This window comes from Paramesorhizobium salinisoli, from assembly GCF_003335045.1.
GTDB classification, from domain to species: domain Bacteria; phylum Pseudomonadota; class Alphaproteobacteria; order Rhizobiales; family Rhizobiaceae; genus Paramesorhizobium; species Paramesorhizobium salinisoli.
The window spans coordinates 130,956-147,195 of record NZ_QOZG01000002.1; the positions used below are offsets into that span (position 1 = coordinate 130,956).

The window sequence follows — 16,240 nt, forward strand, 5'->3', positions numbered from 1 at the left end:
GGGCCGATGCTCTGGTTCGAATGCAAACAGGTCCCATGAGATTCCCAGTATCTGCTTCCTCTCTGATTTTGTCGGCCTGCCTCGCGCTTGGTGTCTCAGCCTCGCCTGCGGCGGCGAAACAACCGGATGTTCCAGCATTCTGGGATCCGCACGAGCGCATTGCCAAACCAGACCTCTCCAAGCTGCGCAGGCTGCGTTTCCTGACAAGCGTGGATTTTCCACCCTTCAATTTCGTCGACAGCGGCGGCAGGCTCGCCGGCTACAACATCGACCTGGCGCGCGCCATCTGCACTGAACTGGCGATCATCGACATCTGCCAGATCGAGGCTATTCCGTGGAACGAATTGCGAGGCAGGCTGGAGGCGGGCGAAGGCGAGGCGATCATCGCCGGACTGGAGCCGACAGCGGAAAACCGCGCGGAGTTCGCCTTTTCAAGGCCCTATCTCCGTCTGCCTGCGCGCTTTGTCACGCAGCGTACAGCCGTGCTGAACGAACCACTCGACCGAAACCTTCGGGGCAAGCGCGTCGGCGTCATAGCAGGAACGACGCATGAGACCATGTTGCGCCGCTATTTCCCGCAGACCGGCATCGTCGGCTATACGCTGAGGGATCAACTCCTCAGCGATCTGAAAGCCGGAAAACTCGATGCGGTTTTCGGGGACGGCATGACGCTTTCCTTCTGGCTCGACGGGAAGGCGTCGGAAGGTTGCTGCGCTTTTTCAGGCGGCCCCTATCTCGGTCCCCAATTTCTCGGAGAGGGCATGACAATCGCCGCATCGACCGGCAATGTACAACTCTCAACGGCATTCGATCACGCGCTGAAAGCCCTGGAGGAAAAGGGCGTCCTGGCGGAGCTTTACCTCAAATATTTCCCGGTCAGCTTCTACTGATATCAAGCGGTCAGCTTGCGGAACCGCACCCGGGCGCTACGCTCGATGGCGGCGACCGTCAGTTCGTCGAGGTTCCAGCGATCGCGCAGCATCTGCAGGAACAGCAATTCCTCCTGCTCCACATGCAGGTCGGCGGCCGCAACTTCGACTGCCAGTGCATAGGCAGTATCGTATAGCCGCTCGGGCAACGCCTCATGGGCGATGTCTAGAATGCGGTCGAGGCCGTCCTCATCCTCCAGGAGCGCATAGCAACGGGCCGCGAGATCGGGAAGCTTGATGCTGTCGAAGGAGCGGAATACCGGAAGCCGGGTGACGATGTTGCCAATGGAAGCGAGCTCCGCATCGGTCATCCTGGTGTCCGCCGCCGAGGTCGTGACCATGATGTAAACAAGTGCGTCCTGCGGCGAAATCTTCAACATGTCTTTTCCTCGTGTATTTGCAAATCACCGTGAACCTAGGAAGACCAAGGCATCGGCGCAAGGAAATTCCGGTGCGGACATTGACGCAGAACGGCCATAACCATAGAGCAAGTAAATTAGCCTAGAACGCTAATTTACCATTCAGAGTGCGCATGAGCGCAGGATTTCGACACCAGGACCTCAAAATGACCAAGCATCGCCTTCCCGACATCGTGCTGACGCCTGATCTGATCGCGGCGGCTGCCGAGGCGAAAGCGTGGCCGTTCGAGGAGGCCCGGAAAATCCTCAAGCGCTATGAAAAGACGGGCCTTCCCGAAACCGTGCTTTTTGAGACGGGCTACGGGCCATCGGGCCTGCCGCATATCGGCACTTTCGGCGAAGTGGCGCGCACCTCGATGGTGCGCAATGCCTTTCGCGTGCTGACCGGAGACAAGGTAAAGACGCGGCTTATCTGCTTTTCCGACGATATGGACGGGATGCGCAAGATTCCGGACAGCGTGCCCGACAAGGCGGCGCTCGAGCCCTATCTGCACATGCCGCTTACCGCCGTGCCCAATCCGTTTGGCGGCGACTACAAGAGCTTTGCCGAGCATAATAATGTGATGCTCTGCCGCTTCCTCGACACCTTCGGCTTCGAATATGAGTTCGCGAGCGCCACGGAATATTACAAGTCCGGCAAGTTCGACGACGTGCTGCTGCGCGCCGCCGAGCGCTATGACGACATCATGAAGGTGATGCTGCCGACGCTGGGCGAAGAACGCCAGGCGACCTATAGCCCCTTCCTGCCGATTTCGCCAAAGTCGGGCCGCGTGCTCTACGTGCCGATGAAAAAGGTGGACGCCAAGGCGGGCACGGTCACGTTCGATGACGAGGACGGCACCGAGACCACCCTCCCCGTTACCGGCGGCCATGTGAAGCTGCAGTGGAAGCCGGATTTCGGCATGCGCTGGGCGGCGCTCGGCATCGATTTCGAAATGTTCGGCAAGGATCACCAGACCAATGCGGTGATCTATGACCGTATCTGCGAAATTCTCGGCGGACGTGCGCCGGAGCATTTCGTCTACGAGCTTTTCCTCGACCAGCTTGGCCAGAAGATCTCCAAGTCCAAGGGCAACGGCATCTCCATCGACGACTGGCTGGCCTATGCCCCGACCGAAAGCCTGGCGCTCTACAATTTCCAGAAGCCGAAGACCGCGAAGAAGCTCTATTTCGACGTGATCCCAAAGGCCGTGGACGAGTATTTCACATATCTCGCCGCCTATCCCAGGCAGGAATGGAAGGACCGGCTGAACAATCCCGTCTGGCACATCCATTATGGCGCGCCTCCCGAGGTGGAATTGCCGGTGCCGTTCGCTCTGCTGCTCAATCTGGTCAGCGCATCGAACGCCGAAAGCCCGGGGGTGCTGTGGGGCTTCATCTCGCGCCATGCGCCAGGTGTTACGCCGCAAAACAACCCCGAACTCGACGCGCTGGTCGGCTATGCGATCCGCTACTTCAACGACTTCGTGAAGCCCACCAAGAAATTCCGTGCACCTGACGAGGTGGAGCGCGCAGCGCTCGAAGCGCTCAATGCCAAGCTTGGCGAACTGCCTGCAGGCAGCGACGGCAATGCCATCCAGAACGCCATCCTGGATGTGGCACGCGGGATCGAACGTTATCAGGATCATTCCAAGAAAAGCCCGGAAGGCGGGCCTGGGGTTTCGGTCTCCTTCTTCCAGATGCTCTATGAGGTGCTGATTGGGCAGGAACGGGGCCCGCGCTTCGGCTCCTTCGTCGCGCTTTATGGCATCGGCGAGACCAGATCACTCATCGGGAAAGCGCTGGCGGGCGAACTGGCCTGAAATCTTACCGGGGCAGCGGTTCCGGTGAGGGCGGCATTGACACGCTGAAGGCCGGCAGAGCGCTGTCCGGCCTCCGGCCGAAAATGCCGACCTGCCTTTCCTCGGCCTTGCGGGCGCGCTCGGCATAAGGGCCGTCCGCCTTGGCTCTTGCCCAGCCATTGCCCACCAGCCATGCCGCGACATCCTCCCCGCCGAGTGTGCAGTCTGTCGCGCTTACAGCGCTCGACGGCGTCGCGGGCAGGCGGCACATGACAGCCCTTGAGCGCAGCCATGCGCGGAAGGCGGTGCGGGCCTGCATTCCGCAAGGCCAGTTCACACCTGCGGGATCGGTGCAGGTTTCATCGGGTGACGGGATGACGATCCCCTGCACTTCGACCACATGGCCATCGGCCTCGATGCGTCCGGCGGCCGTGGCCAGCGGGCGGTGCAGAAGCCGATAGCGGATTTCTCCGGGATCGGCTGCGGCTGCCTGCGGTCGCGGTGGCAGCGCGAGGCTCAACTCGCTCAAGGGCGGGCGCGGGTCGATCCGCTCCAGCGGTTCATCGGCGTAATCCTGGGGAAGCGCGAAGCCCGGCGCAGCCGGTCGGGCAGCGGGCTGCTCTTTCTCCGCGATACTGCCCGATATTTCTTCGGTCGGCTGCACCGCTTCCCCATCTTCGGGAAGCTCGAAATTTTCCGTGAGGATTGCCTGTGAGGTTTCCGTTCCGCCGCTATGGTCCAGGAGGCCATAGCTCGGAGCGACAAAAACGGAAACAAGAACGCAGGCGACAAACGCAGCCAACACGAGTGGCGCCAGGTTTTGCCCCGCCATCGCTACTGGCTTGCCCAGATGATGCGGGCAATCCACTCGACTTCCGAGATATCGAAACTGCGGTTGGGGTGCTCGGGATTCATCGAGAGAAGCTCGACCGTGCGCAATGTCTGACGATGCAATATCTTGGCCATGACTTCGCCCTCCCTCGTCTTCAGAACCACGCGGTCGCCACGGCGAATGGATGCGCCGGGAGCGACGATCAGTGTGTCACCATCGCGGTACAGCGGCAACATGGAATCGCCCGAAACCTCCAGCGCATACGTCGCATCGGTGGGAGCGGAGGGAAACTCCACGACATCCCAGCCCTGGCCGACGGGAAAGCCGCCATCGTCGAAGAAGCCGCCAACGCCAGCCTGCGCCAGCCCCAGAAGCGGGATCGAGCGTGAGGGGGTAGCTGAGGCATCTGATTTCGAAGAGGGCTCCATCTCGCCACGCACCAGCGCCATGAATTCGTCGATCGACGCGCCGGTCGCATCCATCACCTTGGCGAGCGATTCCGTCGAGGGCCAGCGCGCGCGCCCGTCAGCGGCATAACGCTTCGATTTGTTGAACGTGGTGGGATCGAGGCCGGCGCGGCGGGCAAGACCGGAGGCCGTCAGCGAATATCGCTCGGCCAGCGCGTCGATAGCGGCCCATACGCGGTCATGAGAGAACATGTCGGACTTCCTGAAAGGGACAGGAAAAAATACCTCTTTTTCTCGTTTAGAGCAAGTCCAAGAAATGTGCCACCGGTGCCCGCCGGACGGGCTTAATCAATTATAGGAATAAAAGCGGGCCTGAGCCCGCTTTTCTTTGCATAGTCTCGCGGTCAGGCTGCCTTCTGCTGCCCCTCATTTCGATAGGGGTCAAAGCGCTGGTAGAAGGTTTCGCCGCTTTCCGCCATGTCGAGAAGCAGTTTCGGCGCCTTGAACTGGGCTCCGTACTTCTTCTGCAACTCCCTGGCCTTCTTGACGAATTTCTTTGCTCCCATACCGTCGATATAGGAGAGCGTGCCGCCGGTATACGGCGCAAAGCCGAAGGCGAGGATGGAGCCGACATCGGCCTCCCGCGGATCGGTGACAATGCCCTCTTCCATGACGCGCGCAGCCTCCAGCGCGATGACGAACAGGAAGCGTTCCTTCAGTTCCTCGACATCCACCTTGTCCGGGTTCTGCTGCGGATAGAGCGTCTTCAGCTCCGGCCACAGATGTTTCTTGGCGGGCTTCGGCGGATAATCGAAGAAGCCCTTGCCGTTCTTGCGGCCCTTGCGGTCATATTTATCGACAAGCATATCGACAAGCTCAACATGGCGCGGATCGACTGCCTTGGGCCCCAGATCGGCAAGCGCCGCCTTCAGGATCTTCTGCGAGAGGTCGATTGCTGTCTCATCGTTGAGCGCCAGAGGCCCGACCGGCATTCCGGCCATGCGCGCGGCATTTTCGATCATCGCCGGCGGCACGCCTTCGATCAGCATGTTGTAGGCTTCCGACATGTAGCGCAGCACGCAGCGATTGACGTAGAAGCCGCGCGTGTCGTTGACGACGATCGGCGTCTTCTTGATGGCGCGGACATAATCGAGCGCCACGGCCAGCGCCTTGTCCGAGGTCTTCTTGCCCAAGATGACCTCGACCAGCATCATCCTGTCGACTGGCGAGAAGAAATGGATGCCAACGAAGTTTTTCGGGCGCTGAGACACCTTGGCGAGCCCGGTGATCGGCAGCGTCGACGTGTTCGAGGCGAAGATGGCCGATGCTTTCAGCACCGCTTCCGCCTTCTCTGTGGCCTGGCGCTTGATCTCGCGATCTTCGAACACCGCCTCGATCACCAGATCCGCGCCTTCAAGATCGGCGCAATCGGCTGAAGGCGTAATAAGCGCGAGAAGCTTCTGCTTGTCTTCCTCGGTGGCCCTGCCCTTCTGCATCTCCTTGGCGATGAGATCGGCGGAATGGGCCTTGCCCTTTTCCGCCGCCTCGACATCACGGTCGATCAGCACGACGGGAATGCCTGCCTTGGCGGTGACATAGGCGATGCCCGCGCCCATGAAGCCGGCGCCGATGACGCCGATCTTGGTGAACTTCGTCGGCTTGACATCTGCCGGGCGGCGCGCACCCTTATTCAGCTCCTGCAGGGAGACGAACAACGAGCGGATCATCATGCCCGCTTCGGTGGTCTGGAGAATTTCCGTGAAATAGCGTTGCTCGATCTTCAACCCGGTGTCGAAAGGCACGAGCAGGCCTTCATAGACACATTTGAGGATCGCGGCGGCAGCAGGATAATTATCATAGGTCTCACGGCGCAGGATGGCGGTTGCGGCAGGCCAGAGATTGGCGCCCGCCGCCGAATAGATCGGCGCGCCGGGCAGCTTGAAGCCCTTCTCGTCCCAGGGCTGCACGGGTTTCAGCCCGTTCTTGATCATTTTTTTAGCGGTCTCGACCAGCTTCTTGGCCGGCGCGATTTCGGTAATAAGGCCCATCGCCTTGGCGCGCTGCGGCGTCAGGCTCTGGCCCGTGGTCATCATCTGGAGGGCGTCCTGCTGGTTGGTGAGACGCGGCACGCGCTGGGTGCCACCGGCACCGGGGAAGATACCGACCTTGACCTCAGGCAGCGCCATCTTGACGCCGGGCGCATCAGAGGCAACGCGGCCATGGCAGGCGAGCGACATCTCGAACGCGCCGCCCATGCAGGTTCCGTTGATGGCCGAAACCCAGGGCTTGCCCGACGTTTCGAGCTTGCGGAAAAGCCCGCCCATGCGGCCGGTATTCTGGAAAAGAAGCTCGACCGCCTTCTGCGGGTCCTTCGCCTTTTCCTCCTGGAAAAGCTGGAACATGCGCTTCAGCATGGTCAGGTCCGCGCCGCCGGAGAACGTATCCTTGCCGGAGGTGATGACCGCGCCCTTGATGGCGGCGTCGCCCGCCACCCGATCGATAATGGCGTCGAGTTCGTCCATCACTTCTTCGGTGAAGACGTTCATCGACTTATCTGGCATGTCCCAGGTAACGAGTGCGATGCCGTCCGCGTCGACGTCGAATTTGAAGTTCTTGTAAGTCATCTTGCTCTCCCCGATCAGACGCGTTCGATGATGGTGGCGGTGCCCATGCCTGCGCCGATGCACAGCGTGACGAGCGCGGTATTGAGATCGCGGCGCTCCAGCTCATCGAGCACAGTGCCGAGGATCATCGCGCCTGTAGCGCCAAGCGGATGACCCATGGCGATGGCACCGCCATTGACGTTGATCTTGTCGTGCGGAATGTCGAACGCCTGCATGTAGCGCAGGACAACGGCGGCGAAGGCCTCGTTCAATTCGAAAAGATCGATATCCCCAAGCTTCATCTTCGAGCGCTTCAGGAGTTTTTCGGTCACATCGACCGGACCGGTCAGCATCAGCGCGGGGTCCGAGCCGATATTGGAGAAGGAGCGGATGCGCGCGCGGGGCTTCAGCCCAAGCGTCTTTCCCGCCTTCTTCGAGCCGAGCAGCACGCCCGCCGCGCCATCGACGATGCCGGATGAATTGCCGGCGTGATGAACGTGGTTGACGGTCTCGACTTCAGGATGGGCCTGGATGCCGACGGCATCGAAGCCGCCCATCTCGCCCGGCATGACGAAGGACGGGTTGAGCGAGGCCAGTGCCTGCATGTCGGTTCCCGCCCGGATCGTCTCGTCCCGATCGAGAATAGTGAGGCCGTTCTGGTCCTTGACCGGAATGACCGAGTTCTTGAAATAGCCCTTTTCCCAGGCATTCGCCGCGCGCTTCTGGCTTTCCACCGCATAGGCATCGACATCGTCGCGGCTAAAACCGTATTTGGTGGCGATCAGGTCGGCGGAAACGCCCTGCGGCATGAAATAGCCGGGCAGTCCCACGGACGGGTCCATGTACCAGGCACCGCCCGACATGCCCATGCCGACCCGCGACATGCTCTCGACGCCACCGGCGATAACGATATCGTCCGCGCCCTGCGCGATTTTGGCGGCACCAAAATTGACGGCGTCGAGGCCCGAGGCGCAGAAACGCGATATCTGCATTCCCGGCGCCCTGAAATCATAGCCTGCCTCGAAAGCGGAGGACCGCGGGATCACCGCGCCCGCCTCGCCCACCGGATCGACGCAGCCATAGATGATGTCATCGACCTGCGAGGTATCGAGGCCGTTGCGGTCGCGCAACGCTTCCAGCACCTTGGCGCCCAGGCGCACGGCGGGCACTTCATGCAGGCTGCCGTCCTTCTTGCCGCGCCCACGCGGGGTGCGGACATGATCGTAAATATAGGCTTCGGCCATCTGTTTCTCCCTTTCACCGCGGCTCTAAAGGCTGCGGGCAATCAAAAGCTTCATGATTTCATTCGTGCCGCCATAGATGCGCTGGACGCGGGCGTCACGGTACATGCGGGCAATCGGATATTCATTCATATAGCCATAGCCGCCATGCAATTGCAGGCATTCGTCGACGATTTTACCCTGGAGATCGCTCAGCCAGTACTTGGCCATCGAGGCGGTCGCCGGGTCGAGCCCGCCGCCAGTGACATGGCGTTCGACGCAGTGATCGTAGAAAACCCGGCCAATGGTAGCCTCGGTCTTCATCTCGGCAAGCTTGAACTGGGTGTTCTGGAAATCGATGACCGGCTTGCCGAATGCCTTGCGCTCGCGGACATAATCGATCGTCAGCGCAAGGGCGCGTTCGGCCATGGCAATGGCGGTTCCGCCGATCTGCAGGCGCTCCTGCGGCAATTGCTGCATCAGTTGGACGAAGCCCTGCCCCTCCTCCGTTCCCAGAAGATTGGAGGTCGGAACGCGGACGTCCTTGAAAAAGAGTTCCGATGTATCGTTCGATTTCAGGCCGATCTTGTCGAGATTTCGCCCGCGCTCGAAGCCATCCACCTCGTCGGTCTCGACGACCATCAGCGACGTGCCCTTGGCGCCCTGCGCCGGATTGGTCTTGGTGACCACGATAATCAGATTGGCGAGCTGGCCATTGGTGATGAATGTCTTGGAGCCATTGATGACATAGTGGTTGCCATCCTTCTTCGCGCTGGTCTTGACGCCCTGGAGATCGGAGCCGGCGCCGGGTTCGGTCATGGCGATGGCGCCGATCAGTTCGCCGGTCGCCATTTTCGGCAACCATCTGCGCTTCTGTTCCTCGGAGCCGTAGTGAAGGATATAGGGCGCGACGATGGAATTATGGAGCGCGATGCCGAAGCCGTCGACGCCGACATGGCTGATCGCTTCGAGGATCGCGCTTTCATGGGCATAGGTGCCGCCGGCGCCGCCATATTCCTCCGGCATTGAGGCGCAGAGCAAGCCGTTTTCGCCTGCCTTCCGCCATACGGCACGGTCGAATATCTGCTGCTTCTCGAACCGCTCGTAATGCGGCAGGACTTCGGCCTCCAGGAACTTGGCGGCCATATCCTGCAGCATCACCACATCGTCCGTCTTCCAGACGGGTTTCGGGACACCCAGCACGTCCTCGGCGCGCGTCGCCATCAACAAACCTCCCCAATAGCGTTGACATGGACCAGCAAGCCGGTCCACGGGATTCATCAAGCAGCCTAGAACGCTTCGGCGGGCAGCGCCATCAAAGTGTCAGCACCGGTCTGGATACGGGCCAGATGCGCCGCCGTCTCGGGCATGATGCGTTCCATGAAAAAACGTGCGGTCACGAGCTTCGTTTCGAAGAACGACGCGTTGTCGCTGGTCCCCGCTTCGAGCTTTGCCTCAGCCGCCTTCGCCATCTGCGCCCACATATACCCCAGCGCGACCAGACCGAAGAGATGCATGTAGTCGTTCGAGGCAGCACCGGCGTTGTCGGGCTTGGCCATCGCATTCTGCATCAGCCACATGGTGGCGGCCTGGAGATCGTTGAGGCCTTTCTTCAGATGCTTTGTATAGACGGAAAGCTTTTCGTTGGAACGGTTTTCCTCGCAGAAATCGCCGACTTCCTTGAAGAAGCTCATCACGGCACGGCCGCCATTGAGGCCGAGCTTGCGGCCCACCAGGTCGAGCGCCTGGATGCCGTTCGCGCCCTCGTAGATCATGGCGATGCGCGCGTCGCGCACATACTGGCTCATGCCATGTTCCTCGATATAACCATGGCCGCCGAAGACCTGCTGCGCCATGACCGCGTGGTCGAAGCCCTTGTCGGTCAGAACGCCCTTGAGAACCGGCGTCATCAGGCCGATGAGATCATCGGCGGTCTGACGTTCCTTCTCGTCGGGCGAGCGGTGGGCGATGTCGGATTTGAGCGCGGTCCATAGGATGAGCGCGCGGCCGGCTTCGGTGAAGGAGCGGATCGTCATCAGCACCCGGCGGATATCGGGGTGGACGATGATGGGATCGGCCTTCTTCTCCGGCTCCTTCGCGCCATCAAGCGCGCGGCCCTGCAGGCGCTCGCGGGCATAGTGTGCTGCGTTCTGGTAGGCGGTCTCGGCAATTGACAACCCCTGCAGCGCGACGCCGAGGCGAGCCTCGTTCATCATGGTGAACATGGCGCGCAGGCCCTTGTTCTCGCCGCCGATCAAGTAGCCGGTCGCTTCGTCATAATTCATGACGCAGGTGGAATTGCCGTGGATGCCCATCTTTTCTTCGATGGAGCCGCAGGAGACGCCATTGCGCTTGCCGGGATTGCCGTTTTCGTCGAGCTCGAATTTCGGCACGATGAAAAGCGATATGCCCTTGGTTCCCTCGGGCGCGCCTTCGATACGGGCGAGGACCAGATGGATGATGTTTTCCGAGAGATCGTGCTCGCCGGCGGAAATGAAAATCTTCTGCCCGGATATCTTGTAGGAGCCGTCGCCATTCGGCACGGCCTTGGTGCGCAGGAGGCCGAGATCGGTGCCGCAATGCGGCTCGGTCAGGTTCATGGTGCCTGTCCAGACGCCCTCGACCATCTTGGGCAGATAGGCCTGCTTCTGCTCATCCGTTCCGTGGGTGAGGATCGCCGCGATGGCGCCCTGCGTCAGGCCCGGATACATCATCAGCGCCATGTTGGCCGACGACATGTATTCGCCCGCCGCCACATGCAGCACATAGGGCAGCCCCTGCCCGCCATATTCGGCGGGAACGGCGAGGCCGAGCCACCCGCCTTCGCGGTAGAGATCATAGCCTTGCTTGAAGCCCTTCGGCGTCGTTACCGAGCCATCCTCATGGCGCACGCAGCCCTCGTGGTCGCCAACCTGATTGAGCGGGAACAGCGTGTTTTCCGCCAGCTTGCCGCCTTCTTGCAAAATGGCCTCGACGATGTCGGGGGAAGCATCGGCAAAGCCGGGAAGGTTGTCGTAGCGCTCGTAGCCCAGGACATCGTTGAGAATGAAAAGCGTGTCATCGACAGGCGCGCGGTAGCTCGGCATCAATTTCCTCCATCAGAACATTTTGTCATCGCATTCATGCGACGCCAGACTTCACTGGCTGCGAAATGCAATCGCCGGAGCCGGGTTCAGCCATGGCTCTGCAAACCCGGAAGGCCATCCTCTGGGTAGGACACTAGCCAATTTTGACGTTTGCGTAAACGTCAAAATTACGTGATGTGGAATTTTGATACCGTGAGGTCATGCGCAGCTCTCTACGGGCGACGGGAGACGTGCAGACGAAAATCTGGTGAGACCTGGATCAGGACGCGCTGGCATAGCATAGGGAGTAAACCACTTCGAAGCGAAGCGGGTACAGCAAGGGCTAACGCATATGGCCTTACAGCCACGCATTGGCCTGGGTCTTCTCCATCAGCGGAAGAAGGCGCCGCGAAATATCAGGAAAAAGCCGCTTGAGGCGTAACGCCCATTTTGCCGAGGACATATTCGATCACCTCGCGCAAATCGGCAATCGACTCATCAAGGGTGGCGCGCTGTTGTTCGAGGCGCGTAAGCTGACGCGTGGATTTATCAAGAACGGCCCGCATCTGACGCATATTGGCGCCTTCCGGCTCGTATAGGTCGATCAAATGCTTCAATTCGCGCAAGGTGAAGCCGACCTTGCGCCCGAACAGGACGAGACGGAGCCGGGTGCGGTCGCTGCGCGTGTAGAGCCTGGTTGTTCCGGCGCGACGCGGATTGAGCAGGCCCTTGTCCTCGTAAAAACGCAAAGTCCGCAGCGAAACGCCGAATTCGTTGGCCAGATCGCCGATACGGTAGGTCTTATCCTCCGCTATTCCATGCTGCTCGTCCGTGAACAGCATTATGGCAGGACCGCCCACCGCTTTGTGGTCGTTCATATCTTCGTTTCCAGTTTTGATCTCCGGAAGGATCCTGCTTCCCCCTCCCAAGCCCCTTGAGAGAGATTTGCAGACATAGGAGAGCACAGCGCCAGCCAAAGCTGTCATTTTTCAACATCGATGCCATCATCGAAACGTAAATTATCGTTTGCCGGCAGGGGAATAGCTCCCGGCAACTTCAGCATTTACGCCCTTATGCCGCATACCGAAATCAATTCTGGAATGCAAGCGCGCCTCCCAATTTATTTGGAGGCGGGAGAATATTTCTGCGCCCTCGCAATCAGGGTTAACGAGTTGTTTACCACGTTTTGACAATGGTGCTTGGGTCGGTGATCCGTGTTGAAGATTCTTTAGTTTTTCACGGAAGTCCGGCTTGGTCGCGGAAGAATCGCGCGGCCCGGCGGACCATCCGGCAGGCAGGTTCCGGCACGCTCCCAACAGGGGCATTGAAAGTTTGCAAAGCGGGCAGTTTGATGAAGAACCAGCGTTCCCCTCTCGAAGACCTCAACGCGCAGCGCGTGCGCCGGATGGCTTCGCCACTGGATGACCTGAACAAAACGCTTGAAGAACTGGAGAACAGGCTGCAGGGCCTCGGCGCGCCCCGGATATCGCGCACGCCCGTTCCCTTCAGCGATGAAGCCGTTGCCGATTACGGTTCAATATACAGGTCCGAACGCGAAAATGGCAGGGATAATGGCGCCGGGCTCTCGACCATTGCCGAGGAACTGAAGCAGCTTCGCGGCGAACTGCGCCAAGAAATGTCCTCGACCATGCGTCGGGAATTTGAATTGATCAACCGCGACATGGAGCGGCTGCGCCAGTCTGCTCTCCAGGAAGGGTATTCCGCACATTTGGGAGAAGAGCTCGCGCGTATATCCGAAAGCGTACGCATCCTTTCGGAGCGCACCGACAGCGGAACCGCGCAGGAATTGCGCCGGGAACTCGAAGAGCTGAAACGCACGGTGCAGACGCTGGCGCGCGAGGAATCGGTTCGCCGTCTCAGCCATCGCTGGGACTCATTCGATGAGCGCTTTGACGCGTTCGAGCAGCGCCAGATTTCGACTCCTCCACAATTCATGAAGCAGGTGGACAAGCGGCTGGATGAAATCAGCCGGGCGATTCTGTCCTCCAGTGTCGCGCGCAGGCCTGACCAGGAAGACGTGAAGCGGCTGGAGCGCATCGAGGCGCGACTTACGAGCCTCGCCGGCCAAATTGAAGCCGCTCCGCAGGACGATGTCTCCGATACGCTCTTACGGCGCATGACGGAACTGTCGCAAAGAGTCGACGCGCTGGCCGAGCGCAGCGCCCTGCCCGATCGCACCATCGAGCGTCTCGTCGAGCAGATGAATGCGCTCGCCGATCATGTGGAAAAGACGACGCGAAATAGTTCGGGCACCGATTACCACGATCTGGAAGACCGGTTGAGCTTCATCGCGCGCAAGCTGGAAGACGCGGAACAGCGGGCTGCGATGCCCGATCCGATCTTCATCCGCGAAATCGACCGCCGTTTCGAGGAACTGGCGCAGCGTCTCGATGACCATTATGCCGCAAGCAGCGTCTATGACGTGCGGCTGATCGAAAATCTCGAAGGCCGGATCGAGGATCTCTCCCAGCAGCTTTCGGTCAACGCAGCGCAGGCGAGCGCCCATTCAGGCTTTCCCGGACACGAAATTTTCCGCAATCTCGAGGTGCAGGTCGCGGAGATCGCCCGTCATCTGTCCCAGCCGGCGCCCCGGGCACCGGACCTCGAAGACATCAAGCCGCGGCTCGATTCCATCGAGAAATCGCTGAAATCCAACCGCGAGACCATGCTCGACGCGGCGCGGCAGGCGGCGGAAGACGCGATCCGGCATGTGATGAAGAATGGTTCAGCCGGCGATGCAGCGATAGCGCATCAGCTGGCCCACGATTTGAAATCGCTCGAGAGGCTGGCCCGCGGATCCGACGAACGCAGCGCCAGAACGTTCGAGACCATCCACGATACGTTGATGAAGATCGTCGACAGACTTGGAAAGCTGGAACAGGAAGTCTCGAAGCCGGGCAAGGCCGCAGGCAAGAGTGTCATCGCCACGGCTCCTTCCCTGGATTTCGAAGCCGGGCGGGATATGGCGCAAGCTTCACCGCGCTCACCGGCAGCGGCAGCCGCCGAAGCCGCGCTTGCCGCCATCAAGAGCGACGGGCGGACTTCCCCTGGAACACCCGACGAGCGCGAGAGGAAGAAATCCTCGATGTTCGGCGGCCTGGCAAAGGCCGTCAAAGGACGGGGCAAGGGTGAAAGCGCGACGGAAACTCCCCCGCGGGTATCCAAGGCGGATCCGAGCTTTGCATCCTCGTCCAAGATGGCCGAGCCGCTTGAGGTCATGGACCCGCAACTCGCCAATCAGCCGCTCGAACCCGGTTCCGGGCTGCCCGATCTCAATACGATCATGAAGCGGGTGCGCGACGAGCGCCGGGAGCGTGGCAACGAGCCGGCGAGCGACGTCGGCAAGGCTGATTTCATCGTCGCCGCGCGCCGGGCCGCACAGGCTGCCGCCGCCGAATCCGAGCGCCTGAAAAAAACCGTGGAAAAGCCGGGCGCAAAGAAACGCTCGGCTCTCGGAGGCATGATCCACCGCCAGCGCAAGCCGATCCTGATGGCGATCGGCGCGATCATGATCGCCATGGCTGGCCTGCAGATCGGCACGGCCTTCCTTTCCCAGGAGGATGGCGAGAACGTTTTCGGCAAGACTTCCGATATGAGCGACGCGCCCCTCGCGGCGCCAGGGATCGATACCAACAGCACAGCCGCCGTACCCCAGGTCGATGCCGACCCATCGCAGCCCGTGCAGGCTCCCAAAGCGGACATGCAGACCGCCACGCCGCCCGCCGAACAGCCTATTGCTGCGCCGGCCGCTCCGGATGCGATTTCGCCTGAAAGCAGGGTCGAGGCTCCGGCGCCTGCGGATAATGCTGCGTCCACGCAGCCATCAGGCCCGCAGACGGATGCGAACGCGCCGGCAAAGGCGGCTGAGGACAAGACGCCGCCCGCCATTCCCGCCATCCCTGATGAGGCGGGTCCGACGGCGCTACGCGAGGCTGCGGCCAAGGGCGATCCGAAGGCGCTTTTCGAGATCGGCAACCGTTATACGGACGGACGCGGCGTGCAAAGCGATTACGCCAAGGCGGCGCAATGGTACGAACTATCGGCTGCGATGGGCTTTGCCCCGGCGGAATACCGCCTCGGCAATTTCAACGAGAAGGGCCTCGGCATGCCGCGCGACACGGCGAAGGCCAAGACCTGGTACCAGCTTGCCGCCCAGCAGGGCAACGCAAGCGCCATGCACAATCTCGCCGTGCTCTTCGCCATGGGGCCGGACGGTGCCCCGGACAATGATTCCGCCGCGCGGTGGTTCGGCAAGGCGGCGGAACTCGGCGTGAAGGACAGCCAGTTCAATCTCGGCATCCTTGCCGCCAAGGGTCTCGGCATGCCGCAGAACCTCGAGGAGAGCTACAAATGGTTCGCGCTTGCCGCCAAGGCGGGCGACAAGGATGCGGAACAGAAGCGCGAGGCGGTGGCCAAGGTCCTGAAGCCGGAGCAACTCGAGCGCGCCAAATCGGCGGTGGAGCTGTGGAAGGCGAAGCAGCTCGACGAGGCAGCGAATTCTGTCGATGTGCCCGACGCATGGCAGGCAGAAAAGCTCACAACCACCAGTTCTGTCGATATGAAGAAAGCCGTGCGCAACATCCAGCTCATCCTCACGAAGAGCGGCTACGACGCCGGCTCGGCGGACGGCATGATGGGCGCCAAGACCCGTGATGCCATCGCCGCCTTCCAGAAGGCCCATGGCATGAAGCCCACCGGTGAGGTCGACCAGCCATTGGTGGAAGCGCTTCTCAAGCAGAACGAACAGATTTCCATGGCAGCAAAACCATAGGACAAAACCAAGAGGGCGGGCCGCACGGAACCGCCATCTTTCGGGCGTCATTCTACGCATAACCATTTCCTTAATCCTGGCCGCAATCCGGGTTTGACTTCGCGTCTGCGAGGGCGCAAGAACCTTATGGTTTTCAGTGCTGCCGGAGCTCCGGCGGATCGCGTTTCGCTTGCTTCACCGGGATCGGAATTG

Annotated in this window: 11 protein-coding genes; 3 read left to right on the forward strand and 8 right to left on the reverse strand. The window is 60.8% G+C overall.

The genetic code is table 11. The annotated features are described in order from the left end of the window. The first annotated feature begins 35 nt into the window (after window positions 1-35). The gene (locus tag DUT91_RS04185; RefSeq protein ID WP_114439136.1) at window positions 36-890 is read left to right on the forward strand and encodes a transporter substrate-binding domain-containing protein; all 855 of its coding nucleotides are present in this window, start codon (window positions 36-38) and stop codon (window positions 888-890) included. Window positions 891-892: 2 nt separating this feature from the next. Here DUT91_RS04185 and DUT91_RS04190 read toward each other — a convergent pair whose 3' ends face one another. Continuing rightward, window positions 893-1,309, reverse strand: coding sequence for a tellurite resistance TerB family protein (locus DUT91_RS04190; protein WP_114439137.1), 417 nt, complete (start codon window positions 1,307-1,309; stop codon window positions 893-895). Window positions 1,310-1,494: 185 nt separating this feature from the next. On the opposite strand from DUT91_RS04190, the gene DUT91_RS04195 reads away from it, so the two are divergent. Continuing rightward, complete coding sequence (locus tag DUT91_RS04195) at window positions 1,495-3,150, forward strand: lysine--tRNA ligase (RefSeq protein WP_114439138.1); 1,656 nt, start codon at window positions 1,495-1,497, stop codon at window positions 3,148-3,150. Between the two features lie 4 nt (window positions 3,151-3,154). Here the strand turns inward: DUT91_RS04195 and DUT91_RS04200 are convergent, their stop codons facing one another. From DUT91_RS04200 to DUT91_RS04230, 7 genes are all read right to left on the reverse strand, one after another. Further along, entirely contained in the window at window positions 3,155-3,961 is an 807-nt protein-coding gene (locus DUT91_RS04200; RefSeq protein WP_114439139.1) for a thermonuclease family protein, read from the reverse strand. Window positions 3,962-3,963: 2 nt separating this feature from the next. Continuing rightward, the gene (locus DUT91_RS04205) at window positions 3,964-4,620 is read right to left on the reverse strand and encodes a LexA family transcriptional regulator (RefSeq protein ID WP_114439140.1); all 657 of its coding nucleotides are present in this window, start codon (window positions 4,618-4,620) and stop codon (window positions 3,964-3,966) included. Window positions 4,621-4,772: 152 nt separating this feature from the next. After that, window positions 4,773-6,992, reverse strand: a complete 2,220-nt coding sequence (locus tag DUT91_RS04210) for an FAD-dependent oxidoreductase (RefSeq protein ID WP_114439141.1) — start codon at window positions 6,990-6,992, stop codon at window positions 4,773-4,775. 14 nt (window positions 6,993-7,006) lie between these two features. After that, window positions 7,007-8,215 carry an acetyl-CoA C-acetyltransferase gene (locus DUT91_RS04215; protein ID WP_114439142.1) on the reverse strand — a complete coding sequence of 403 codons (1,209 nt, stop codon included), beginning with the start codon at window positions 8,213-8,215 and terminating at the stop codon, window positions 7,007-7,009. Between the two features lie 24 nt (window positions 8,216-8,239). Next, window positions 8,240-9,415, reverse strand: a complete 1,176-nt coding sequence (locus tag DUT91_RS04220) for an acyl-CoA dehydrogenase family protein (protein ID WP_114439143.1) — start codon at window positions 9,413-9,415, stop codon at window positions 8,240-8,242. A gap of 65 nt (window positions 9,416-9,480) precedes the next feature. Further along, window positions 9,481-11,277, reverse strand: a complete 1,797-nt coding sequence (locus tag DUT91_RS04225; protein WP_114439144.1) for an acyl-CoA dehydrogenase C-terminal domain-containing protein — start codon at window positions 11,275-11,277, stop codon at window positions 9,481-9,483. A gap of 395 nt (window positions 11,278-11,672) precedes the next feature. Continuing rightward, a complete protein-coding gene (locus DUT91_RS04230; protein WP_425373745.1) occupies window positions 11,673-12,134 on the reverse strand; it encodes a MerR family transcriptional regulator in 462 nt (153 codons plus the stop codon). A gap of 473 nt (window positions 12,135-12,607) precedes the next feature. Between DUT91_RS04230 and DUT91_RS04235 the strand changes: the two genes are divergently transcribed. Next, window positions 12,608-16,048, forward strand: a complete 3,441-nt coding sequence (locus tag DUT91_RS04235; RefSeq protein ID WP_114439145.1) for a peptidoglycan-binding protein — start codon at window positions 12,608-12,610, stop codon at window positions 16,046-16,048. Window positions 16,049-16,240 lie beyond the last annotated feature (192 nt).